Source organism: Marinobacterium ramblicola (assembly GCF_019084545.1).
Lineage (GTDB): Bacteria > Pseudomonadota > Gammaproteobacteria > Pseudomonadales > Balneatricaceae > Marinobacterium_D > Marinobacterium_D ramblicola.
In genome coordinates this window covers 1-12,685 of sequence record NZ_JAHREP010000023.1, presented here as the reverse complement: position 1 = coordinate 12,685, position 12,685 = coordinate 1, and the positions used below count along the sequence as shown (strand labels likewise).

4 protein-coding genes are annotated in these 12,685 nt (G+C 59.7%); 2 read left to right on the top strand and 2 right to left on the bottom strand.

Translation table 11 applies throughout. The features are described 5' to 3' along the window. The first annotated feature begins 31 nt into the window (after window positions 1–31). Window positions 32–388, top strand: a complete 357-nt coding sequence (locus KQ940_RS22780; RefSeq protein ID WP_343222674.1) for a reverse transcriptase domain-containing protein — start codon at window positions 32–34, stop codon at window positions 386–388. Here KQ940_RS22780 and KQ940_RS16685 read toward each other — a convergent pair. Beyond that, the gene (locus KQ940_RS16685; protein ID WP_217414920.1) at window positions 366–743 is read right to left on the bottom strand and encodes a hypothetical protein; all 378 of its coding nucleotides are present in this window, start codon (window positions 741–743) and stop codon (window positions 366–368) included. The two genes, KQ940_RS22780 and KQ940_RS16685, sit on opposite strands and share 23 nt — an antisense overlap. A gap of 35 nt (window positions 744–778) precedes the next feature. Next, window positions 779–1,345, bottom strand: a complete 567-nt coding sequence (locus KQ940_RS16680) for a tetratricopeptide repeat protein (protein WP_217414919.1) — start codon at window positions 1,343–1,345, stop codon at window positions 779–781. Between the two features lie 253 nt (window positions 1,346–1,598). On the opposite strand from KQ940_RS16680, the gene KQ940_RS16675 reads away from it, so the two are divergent. Next, window positions 1,599–12,685, top strand: an 11,087-nt coding sequence (locus KQ940_RS16675) for a hypothetical protein (RefSeq protein WP_217414918.1), incomplete at its 3' end; no start/stop codon positions are given.

The window sequence follows — 12,685 nt, the reverse complement described above, 5'->3', positions numbered from 1 at the left end:
CCGGTGCGCGTGGTGGCGGCCGGATGGCTGGGTGGTGGATCTCGACCTGGAGAAGTTTTTTGATCGGGTCAATCACGACATCCTGATGTCGCGACTGGCACGTCGGATCAAGGACAAGCGACTGCTACGCCTGATACGGCGTTATCTGGAAGCCGGCATGATGAGAGGCGGGCTGGAGACGGCAAGAACCGAGGGGACGCCCCAAGGGGGACCTCTGTCGCCGTTGCTCTCCAATATCCTGCTGGATGAACTGGACCGGGAACTGGAACGTCGGGGGCAACCCCGCCTCCTACCCGATTCGTGCAGACTGCTGTATCCAGAAGCATGCAAAGATGACTGTGATTATCCTTATCCAATGAATGGCCTTACCCCCTCTGTAGCGAGGTGAGCATTTTTCCCAACTTGTCTTTCACGTCCGGATGCTCATGCAGCGTCTTTACGACATCCGACGCAAAATCGGCAAAGTCGGGGTCGGCGAGTAGTTGCTCTCCAAACTCCCAAGCGATAACGGTTTCAACAAAGATCTGCGATCCTTTTTTGCCCCTTAGCTCCTCGTCGGAAAGGGCTTTGATGCGCTCGGCGATCTTTCTCTCAATTTCCTGGATACTGGGCTTCTCCGCCCTCTTGTCGGAAGTAGAGGCATGGCTTCCCGATGAACCGCTTTTCTTCTGCGTTTTTGTGTGCTCAGACAGTTTCTGCCGAAGAATCTGGGTGATCTGACTAAGCCCGTTGATAGGGTCCATGCTCTAGAGTCCTCGCGGTAAGCAGGGCAACGCCTTTAATGCTCTTGCTTTTCGTAGATGGAGAGCAGCATGCGCTGACTGTCACCGGAGTCTGCCGGTTTGCTCGACTCACTGCCAGCAGCATTCTCCACATCCCGCAGTACGCGCCTCATGTCGTTGTTCAAATCTTCGCTGAAACTATTGCGCTCGATGCCCGCTCGAAGCGCTTCGGCACTCTCCTGAAACTCATCGCGGACCATATGCAGCAAACCGGTCTTGAACAGGTGCAGGGCGTGCTCGGTGCCGAGTACCTCTAGTCCCTTCCAGGTCTCTTCGGCATCGTCGATTCTGCCGGCTGTCAGATGGAGTAGCCCGAGTTGAAAGCGGGCGGTATCCGGCAGTTGGGCGTCCAGCTCAAGCGCCCGGGCCATCTCCTCTACCGCAAGATCATGCATACCAATTTCCGCATGCAGCGCCCCAAGAAGATAAAGCGCCTTGCCGTTATCAGGCTCGATCTTGAGCAGCTGCTTTAGATGATCAATGGCCTTATCGGGGGTGTCGTTTTCACTGGCGTAAAGGGCCAGATGCATGAGCTCTTGCGCGTTGAGTGAGGAGGCGTTCATTGACTGTCCTTAAAAGATTAATTCCGTGATCCGTCATCAGATTTCGGTCGGACTATATCACAGCTTTTTTATGTTCGTCAGGCACACGCCGGAGCCGAAAATTTTTTTGATCAAGGCCTAAACGAAATTCCTCTCGCGTGGATAACTTCCCAATAACGGCGACAGGCACCTGCAGTTTTCGCGGGATGAGCATGGACTGTATGCCAACCAATATGCGCATGAGACTCGACTCAAGTACCAAGGAGCAATGGATATGACGGTTATTGTGAGTGGACACGAAACCGGACTTCAGAACACTTCACTGGCGCTGCTGGATCGAAACGATCGCACGTCGAATAACGAACCGGGGCACGGTGAGCAACCGTTCGTTAACGTCTCCAACGGCAACTTGGTCATTCAGCAGCAGGATGTGTTCCTGCCGAGTCTCGGCGATGATTACTTTCTGACGCGAACCTACAACGTGCGCGGTCGTGCCAGCGATGCGCATCAGCATGAGGATGCCCGCTGGACCTTTTCCACTACGGTCAGGCTCAATGTGCGCAACGATGGCGGTACGCAATACTTTGAGGTCGAGTACGGCGACGGTACCTTCTACGATTACCAATTTGACAGCGCTACCGGTCTGTATGTCTCTACTGACGGGGCTGGTGCTTTTGAAACCATCGAAGATTTGGGTACCAACGGTACCGACGAGCCGTCGTATATCCTGACCCGCTCGGACCAGACGGTGCTGAAATTCGACAGCCAGGGTCATCTGCTCCAGTTGGAAGACACCAATGGCGTGACAGTCGATTACGTCTACGAATCAGACCGGCTGATTCAGGTGCTGGATGACCAGGGGCATGTGCTCAATTACATCTATCAGAGCGGTCAGCTGTTCCAGGTCACGGATGAGAACGAAGGTGTGCTGGTCGAATACCACTATGACAGCGGCTTGCTGTCTGAAGTGATCGATCGCTACGGTCATAGCACCCAGTACTTCTATACCAATAACGGCTTCCTCGAGCGTATCGTTCTGCCTAACGAGCAGGTGGTTGATGGTCAACTGGAAACCTACGACAACCGCGAGCTGACCTTCACCTACGACACGGTCAATTGGCGAGGCAACAATCAGGCGACGGCGCAGGTCGTTACCTCGATTACCGATGCCGCCGGCGGGATCACGACCTTTGATTATGATTTCGAGCTGGTGAATCCATCGACCACCAGCAATGGTGTGGGTCATACGACCAGCAACGGTAAAGGGCACTTTAAGCATGGCGACGGTGCAACGACCTCTGATGGCACTACAAGCGAAGACAAGTTCTTTCTCGGCGGTAGCACCACGGTCGTCGATGCGCTGGGTAATAACCGTGCCTACTCCAACGACCAGCAATATGTGGAGTGGCGTACCGCAAACGGCTACTACGCCACCTACGACGCGAACCTGGCAGCGACCGACCCCGGATTTCAGTCACAGGTCGACAGTATCCGCCAAGCCCACGCGCTGACCTACACCTACCGGGACGACGGCTACATCACCGAGGTTGTCGATCAGCAGGGCTTCCATACCGGTTATGCCTACGACGATCAGGACAACCTGATCAGCGTGACCGACAGCAATGGCTGGGCAGCGGCGAACAGCGATAGCGACTACTTCCGCACCCTGCGTGCCGAACTGGGGATCGTCGATGGGGCAGGTAACGGCAAACTGGTGTCCAGTCTCACGCAGTCCGAGATCGATTTCATTCTCGAAGCCTATACCACTCATTTCGAATACGACGACCGGGGCAACCTGCTCAAGCGTATCGATAATGCCGACAACGAGATCACCTTTACCTACACCGCATTTAACAAGGTTGCCTCTACTACCTCGGCGATGGGAAATGCGCTGGTAACAAGCGACGATGCTTTTTATCAGGGTAAGCGCATCGAGCTTGGTTATGCCGCGCTGGTGGCGGATCTGAGTGCCGCCGATGCCCAGGCAATTCTTGATCTGCACACCACCTACTTCGCATACGACGCGAACCAGAACGTGATCGAGCGTCGTGATCCGGGCGGTGATATTACCCGCTACGAGTATGACAGCTTCGGCAACCAGACCAAGCGCATCGTGTTTCTCGACGCCAACGACCTGGTCGATCCGGCGAAACAGCAGGTGACCACCTACGCCTACGATGGTTTCGGTAACAATATCAGCACCACCGACGCCGAAGGTTACCAGGCGTTCAGCGACTACGATCACTTCGGTAACCTGACCCGCTTCACCGATGCCAACGGCGGCGTCACCCTGTTCACCTACGATGCCGACAATCGCTTGTTGACCGTGACAGACCCTGAGGGCCATACCACCGTCAACACCTACGATGCCGTGGGTAACCGCACCAGTGTTACCGACGCCAACGGCCACACCATTACGCGCATCTACGATCTGAACAACAACCTGATCGCGACCATCGATCCGTCGGCGACCGATCCGCTGCAGGACCGTACTACCCAGTTCGAATACGACGTCACCGGCAATCGTACCGCCATCGTCGATGCCGAGGGGCGCCGCACCGAATACACCTTCAACACCCGACGCGAGCTGGTCGAGGTGATCAGTGCCGAAGTGGCCGACCAGAACGGCAGCCCGGTGCACTACAGTTCAACTTTCAGATATGACGCTGAAGGTAACCGGATCAGCACGACCAACAATCGCGGTTTCACCACTGACATCATTTACACGCAGAACAACCTGATCCGTCAGCAAACGGATCCGAACGGCCATGTTACGCGTATCGAATACGACGCCAACAACAACCAGGTCAACATCATCGCCGGTCTGCAACTGCCCTCGGCGAAGCGCCAGATTCTCCAGTTCAGCTACGACGAAGAAAATCAACTGGTTACCCAGACCGATGCGGAGGGTAACGTTACCCAATACGCCTACGATGCGCCGGGTAATCGAGTTGCGGTTATCGATGCCAACGGCCATACCACCGAATTCGAATACGACGGCAACAATCGCCTGATCAGGGAGATTCTGCCGGAGGTGATCGATCCGATCTCCGGGCAGCCGGTGCGCTACACCGTCGAGCACCGCTACGACGGTAACGGCAACGAGATCGAGACGATCGACGAGAACGGCCACAGCACTAAATTCACCTTTGATCGTGACGACAAACTGGTCATGGTCGAAGATGCCAACGGCATCAAAACCGTCTTCGAATACGACAGCCGCCACAACCGCACCGCCGTGATGATCGGTGTGGAGGCCACTGCCGACAGCAATGGCCATGTGACGGTATCCGATGTCAGCGAAGCGCAGACAACCCGCTTTACCTACGACGAATTCAACCAGCTGATCGCCCAGACCGACGGCGTAGGCAACGCCCTGGCCGAGAGTGACGCGGCCCTGTATCAAGCCCTGCGCCAGGACCTGGGGTATGCCGCGCTGGTGGCAGACCTCAGCGCCGCCGACCAGACCGCTCTGCGTGAGCTCTATACCCAGCACTTTGCCTACGACCGCGTGGGTAACCAGATCACCCGTACCGATCACCTGGGGCGCACCACCGACTTTGCCTATGACGCATTGAATCGTCTGACCACGCGAACCGATGCTGCTGGCCAAGTGACCGGGTTCCGCTACGACGGTAACGGCAACCGCACCTCACAGACCGACGCCGAGGGACGGGTAACCCAGTTCGCCTATGACAGTGTCGATCGGCTGACGGACACCACAGATCCGTTGGGTGTGGTGACGCATCGAGACTACGACGATTTCGGCAACCTGTTGAGTGAAACCCGCGCATTCGGCACGGGCGATGCCCGCACCAGTACCTTTGTTTACGATCTGAACAACCGTGTTGTTGCCCAGACCGATCCGGAAGGCCATACCCAGAGCTTCGAATACGATGCCGTGGGTAACCGTCTGCGTGTCACCGACGGACGTGGAAACGACACCCAGTACGTCTACGACGCCCTCAATCGCAACGTCAAGCTCATCGATCCGCTGAGTTTCGAGACCCGTTTCGAATACGACGGTGTCGGCAATCGCATCAGTCTGATCGACGCCCGTGGTGGCGTGACGCGTTTCGATTACGACCCCGGTAATCGCCGCATTGCCACCACCGATGCCGAAGGGCGGGTTACCACCTTCTCTTATGATGTGCGCGGCAACCGGATCGAGCAGCGCACTGCGGCCGGTACGGCCGACGAAGAGATCACCCTGTTCGACTACGATGCCGAGAACAACCTGCGCCGGGTGACCGATGCCGAGGGTGGTATCACCGAACACGGCTATGACCGGGTCTACAATCGTACCGAAACCACCGATGCCAACGGCCACACCACGATCACCGAGTTCGATGCCGTTGATCGCGTGATCCGGGTTACTGATGCGGAAGGGCAGGTTACCGAATTCGCCTACGATGCCGTGGGCAACCGCCTGAGCCAGACCGATGCGCTGGGCCGGGTTACCCAGTTTGTCTACGACGACAATGATCGTCTGATCCGTCAGGTCGCCGCAAACGGTGTCGAAACCCACTTCGGCTTTGATCGGGTCGGTAACCGCACCAGCATCACCCATGCGGCCAATACCGCCGATGCTGCTACCGATACCTTCGTCTACGACCTGGATGACCGTCTGATCAGCCAGACCGATGCCGAGGGTAACACCACCGGCTTCGTTTACGACGCCAACCACAACCGTACGGCGGTCACCGACGCCAACGGCAACACCACGATCTATACCTACGATGCCGATAATCGCGTCGTGCAGATCGATGACCCGGAAGGCAATACGGTTGTTTACGCCTACGACGGCAACGGCAACCGGGTCCAGGTCACCGATGCCCGTGGCAACAGTGGCACCACCTACTACAACGCCAACAACGAAGTCACCCTGTCGGTGGATGCAGAAGGCTATGCCACCAGCTTCGTGTATGACAATAACGGCAATGTGGTCAGCCAAACCCTGCATATGCAGGCGCTGGCACTGCCGCTCGATCCGGCCGTAGTGCCGACACCAGTAACCAGTGCAGAAGATCAGACCACCGCCTTCGAATATGACCGCCTCAACCGCGTTACCGCGCGGATCGACGGTGAAGGCTATCGCACCGAATTCGTTTACGACGCGGTAGGCAACCGCCTGGAAACCCGCCAGTTCCGCGACCTGGCCGGTACCGATCTGGCCATCACCCACAGCTACTATGACGACGTGAATCGCCAGGTGGCTATGGTCACAGCGGAAGGCTATCTGACCGAGTACCGCTACGATGCGGTCGGCAATCGCATCAGCCGTACCCAATACGACGAACGGGTCGCACTTCCCCTCGACGGCGCACCCGCACCGCTCGTCGGCGACACCGGCCGAACCGACACCATGGCCTACGATGCCGTCAACCGCTTGGTGCGCGAGACCAGCCCCTTGGGTGTGCACACCGACTTCGAGTACGACGCGCGCGGTAACCGTACCGCCATGATCGAGGCGGCCGGCACGGACGATCAGCGCCGTAGCGAATACGTATATGACGCCGCCGACCGCCTGGTGCAAAGTATCGATGCGCTCGGCACGGTGACCCAACTGACGCTGGATGGCAACGGCAATGTGGTCGAGCGCCGCGAAGCGCTGGGTACCACCGACGAGCGTTTGAGCAGCTATGTCTACGACGGTAATAACCGTGTGGTCAGCCAGACCAACGCCATCGGTATCACCAGCACCCTGACCTACGACGGCAACGGCAACCTGGTCAGCCGCACCGATGCCCTCGGCCTGCCAGAAGAGCGCACCGAGACCTTCGAATACGACCGCAACAATCGCCGCATCGCCGAGGTCAACGGTGAAGGCGAGCGCACCGAATCCACCTACGACGGCGCCGGTAACCGTGTCAGCCTGACTCTGGCACCGGGCCTGCCGGAGCAGCGCACCAACACCTTCGAGTTCGACCGCGACAACCGCCTGATCGCCGGTACCGATGGCGAAGGCGTACGCACCGAGTACCGCTACGACGGTGTCGGTAACAAGGTCGAAACGATCCAGGCCGTGGGGCTGCCCGGACAGGAGCGGCACAGCCTCTACCTGTACGATCTGGACAACCGCCTGGTTCAGGTGACCGACCCGATGGGCGGCGTCACCCACTACACCTACGACGTGCTGGGCAACCAGACCGAGATCGTCGACGCCAACGGCGGCGTTCAAACCAACACCTTCGACGCCATCGGACGTCTGATCAGCAGTCTGTCCGCGGGCGATGTGCTGACCACCAACAGCTATGACTTGCGCGGCAATATCATCAGCACCACCCAGTCGTTCGGTGATGGCAGCGATAGCCGTACCACGACCTACGGCTATGACCTGCTCGATCGCCAGACGCTGGTTACCGATCCGGAAGGGTTCAGCACCCGGATCGATTACGATGCCTTCGGCAATCAGCTGCTTGTTACCCACGGCCTCTATCTGCCACAGGCCGGCGATGCCGGTTACGACGCCGACAAGGCGGCTCGAGCCTTCCCGCAGAGCAACAGCTTTGTCTACGATGCCGCCGACCGCATGCTCAGCCTCACCGATGGCGAAGGCAATGTCACCGCCTACACCTACGATGCGGTCGGTAACCGTACCAGCATGACCGAAGCGGCCAATACGGCACCGCGCACCACCACCTACAGTTACGACCTGGCCAACCGCCTGCTGGAAACCGTCACACCCGAGGGCGGGATCAGCCGTAACGCCTATGACGAAACCGGTCTGCGCATAGCCGAATCGATCCTGCAAAGCGACGATGGCGTCACTCAGATCTGGATCGATCGAAGCTTCGAGTACGACGGCAACGGCCGACTCACTGCGAATATCGATCCCTACGGTGTACGTACCGAGTTCGAGTACGATGCGATGGGTAACCAGACCGTGCAGCGTCTGGCGGCCGGTACCGCCGATGAGCGTGTCACCCGCATGGAGTACGACCTGAACAATCGGGTCAGCGCCGAGATCGACGGCGAAGGCAACCGTACCGAATTTGCCTATGACAGCCTTGGCAACCGCATCAAGGTTACCGACGCCCTGGGCCGGGTGGCACGTTACTACTTCGACGGCGCCAACAACCTGGTGGCGATCCACGATGCCGAAGGTTATATCAACGGCTTCAGCTACGACTCCGCCGGCAACCGCACCGGCGAAACGATCTACATGACCCGCTACAGCGGGCCGGTGGGCGACCTGACCGCGCCTGTCCCGCCGACATCCGCGGCCGACCGCAGCTTCACTACGATATACGACGGCAACAGCCGTGTGGCCCAGCGGATCGAATCCGACGGCAGCACAACGAACTACATCTATGATGCCGCAGGTAACTTGCTGCAGGAGACGCAGTTCGCCAATAGCGCTTCACCACGAGATCTGTTCTACCAGTACGACCTGGACAACCGTCTGGTGCAGTTCACCGATGTGGACGGCACCGTTACCACCTTCACCTACGATGGCGCCAACAACAAACTCAGTGAAACGCTGACCAACCCCAGCGACCCGAACGCCGTCCGCCAGACCGTTTACGAGTATGACCTCAACAACCGCCTGGTGCGTGAGGTGTTCGATCCGGCCGGACTCAATCTGGTACAGACACTGAGCTACGACCTGGCCGGTAACGTCATCGCCCAGACCGACGCCAACGACAACCTGACCTGGACCGAGTACGACCTGAACAACCGGGTGGTGCGCACGGTCGACGCCCTGGGTAACGACACTCTCTACGCCTACGATGCGGTGGGCAACCAGATCGCTGTTACTGACGCCAACGGCTACACCACCGAGTTCGTATTCGACAACAACAACCGTGTGGTGCAGGAGATCCTGCCGGAGGTCACCCTCTACACCCTCGATGGCGGCTTCGAAACCCGTCGTCCCACCCTGAGCCACAGCTACGATGCGGCCGGAAACGAGATCCAGACCGTCGATGCGGCCGGTAACCTGACCACCCGCTACTTCGACAGCAATGACCGTCTGGTGGCCGAGATCAACGGCGATAATGCCCTCCGTGAATGGGGCTATAACGCCGCCGGCGAGCAGGTCAGTGAAACCCGGTACATGACACGCCTTGCTGCCGGTGCTCACGATCCGTTTGTGCGCCCCGGTGCTCCGGCAGGAGAGGCACGTGTTACCAACCGCGAATACGATCTTGGGGGCAGAGTCACCCGTATCGTCTATCCGCAGGTAGAGATCACCACCCTGGCCAACATCGAGTCGGGCAGCCCCACCTATACGACCGCGCTGGTCACACCGGAGGAGCGGTTTGTCTATGACGCCTTCGGCAACCGGATCGAAACCATCGATCGCAACGGTAATCGTACGGTCGCCTACTACGACGCCAAAGACCGGCTTATCGCGCAGGTGGACCCGGAGGGTTACCTCACCGAGTTCGACTACGATACGCAGGACAACCTGTTGGAACAGCGTGTCTATACTCAGCGACTCGATACAGGCGGTCTGACAACCGATAGCCTGCCGACCCCGCCCGCCGGCGACGTCTACCAGACCAGTCGCCTCTACGATGCCGCCAGCCGCCTGATCGAAGAGCAATCTCCGTTCGTCGAGGTGTTCGATCCATCGACGCTGAGCACCGTGCAGGAGCGGGTGATTACCCGCTACACCTACGATGGCGTCGGCAACCAGCTGAGCAAGACCCTGGCCGCCGGTTCCGTTCAGGAGTTTACCGAATACAGCTACTACGATGCCCTCAATCGCCAGGTGGCGGTGATCGACGGCAACCGTGTGGTCAGCCGCTTCGGCTACGATGCCAACGGCAACCAGACGCTGGCGAAACGCCACTTCAATACCGTCGATGCCGGTATCGATCTGTCCACTCTGGACGGCACCACCAACTTTGCCGCACTGGTCGGCAGCAATGTCAACGACCAGCAGCTCAATCGCATCTATGACGCGCTCAACCGCCTGGCCAACCAGACCGAACTGATGGGCGAGGGCAGCGCCGACGACCTGATCCAGCAGTTCGGCTACGACGCCAACGGCAATCGCACCCGAGCGGTGGACGAAGACGGCTTCATCCAGCAGTTCAGCTACGATGCATCGGGCAACGTCACCAAGTCCATCGGTCCCGATGGCAGCGGTACCGTGTACGAGTACGATGTGGCGGGCAACCAGATCCTCGCGTTCACCGGGCAGCTGGACAGCGTCCCTGCACCGGCGAGCAACCTTAGCCTAGGCCTGGGCGACGGCGGGCTGACCATCGGCTGGGATCTGCCGACCGATGCCAATGTGCAGTCCTATGTGGTCTATGACAGCCTCAGCCATACCGATATCAACGCTTACGCCAACCAGAGCAGCGTACAGGGCACCTGGTTCAGTGACAGCGGGTCGGTCACCCTGCCCACCGACAACCTCAACGCCGGTGACAGCCTCTACTACCGCGTGGTCACGCAGGATGCCGCCGGCAGCCTGACCTGGAGCGGTGAGCAGGTCGTCACCCTTCCGCCGAGGTTGCTGGATGTGGCCGTGACCCAGACCGGCCCCAACAGCCTGACGGTTACCGCCGAGTTCGAACCCGGCACGGCTACCCCCCAACTGCTGTTCGGCATGCCCGGCGCCACCAATAGCGCGGTCGACTTTGTGGACCAGGGCAACGGCGTCTATACCGCGACGCTCAACGGCATCAACAACCCGCAGGAGCTGGTGTACCGGGTGAGCTGGGCGGATGCCGTCGGCAGCACCTACACCAGCACCGAAACCCCCTTTGAAGCCCAGGGCGGCCACACCGGTATCAGCACCACCATCAACGAATCCACCGTGATCAGCGGCAGCGATACCTTCTACAAGCTCGCGCTGGACAGCACCCTGCCCAGCGATATCGCCGCGGACCTGTTGACCCTGTCCGCCTCCTGGCAGCGCACCGATATTGCCGACGGCACCAGCGGTAACGCCAGTGTCGAAGGCGTGGACAGCGGGCTGGGATACAGCACCTACAGCCTGGCGTTCGGCAGCGATAGTAGCCCGCTGGAAGCGGGCACCTACAGCGTCACCCTGACCGGCGTCGGTGAAAACGACGACACCGTGCTCGATACCTTCGAGATCGTCGTCGGCAACGGCGCGGTCACCACCCGGCAGGGTGTGAGCTGGACCATTCCCGCTGTCGGTGACGATCAGGTGGTGATCGTCGATGGCCAGCGGGTAGACACCAGCCGCAGCGGCGAGTCCGGTGATCGCCTGCTGGTTGATGCCAACCTCACCGAGGTCGGCAGCGTCGACTACAGTGCGTTCTACGGCACCGCCTTTGCCGATGAGCACAGCACCACTGTCACCTCGACCGAACTGTTCGATACCGATAACAGCACCACGCCGCCGACGGTGACCAGCCTCGGCTTCGATATCGATATCGCAACCACCCTGAGTACCGCCGAGAGCGCCAATATGGCTGGCGATCTTCACCTGGCCTGGCGTGACGCCGGCAGCGGCACCGACTTCACCAACGACATCGTACTGAGCGCCGCAGGCGATACCTACTCCACCACCCTGGCACAGCTGCCGGCCGGCGAGTACGACCTCAAGCTCTACTACACCGATGCCAACGGCGACGAGGTGATCGTCGACTGGCTCAGGGCCGATACTGCCGAGGCGAGCACCCTCACCACCGGCCGTTCCGTTGCGGTCGAGGCCAGCGAGGTCGACGGCACCCTTACCCTCGACGCCAACAACCTGATCAGTGTCGACGCTGGCCTCTACAGCGGTCCGGTCGGCGACATCCTCGGCGACCTGGCCCTGGCCGGCACCGCCACCGGTAACCTGGGCGACAGTCTGGCCATGGACGGCAGCGATACCGGCTACTTCACCGAGAACCGGTACAACGCCCTGGATGCGCAGATCGCCACCAACGCACAGACCGGTCTGTGGCGTGAGTTCGGCGTCGATGGCAACGGCAACGCCCTGGTCACCGAGAACTACGGCCTCGACCGTAGCGGCACCCCGATCACCACCTTCTCCGTCTTCGATGGCCGCAACCGTGAGGTGGCGCGCTTTGCCGCCGAGACCACCCAGAGCGACGGCACCAGTGCCCGCGCGGTGACCCGCACCGAATACGACGTACTGGACAACGTCACCCAACAGACCGACGCCAACGGCGGCACCACCAGCCGCAGCTGGAACGCCCTTGGCCTGCAACTGACCGAGACCGATCAGCTTGCCAACACCACCACCTACCGCTACGACCGTCTGGGTAACCGCACCGCCGAGATCGATGCGCTGGGCAACGGCCAGTACAGCTTCTACGACAGCGTCGGCAACCTGGTGCAGAAGGTGGATGGCGAAGGCAACAGCACCACCCATGCCTACGACGTGTTCGGTCGCCGCATCCAGGTCACCAACGCCCTGGGGCAGCG

What these genes read in the sequence shown, in the direction of transcription:
- KQ940_RS16680 (WP_217414919.1), bottom strand. Translation starts at nt 1,345, where the DNA reads ATGAACGCCTCCTCACTCAACGCGCAAGAGCTCATGCATCTGGCCCTT.
- KQ940_RS16685 (WP_217414920.1), bottom strand. Translation starts at nt 743, where the DNA reads ATGGACCCTATCAACGGGCTTAGTCAGATCACCCAGATTCTTCGGCAG.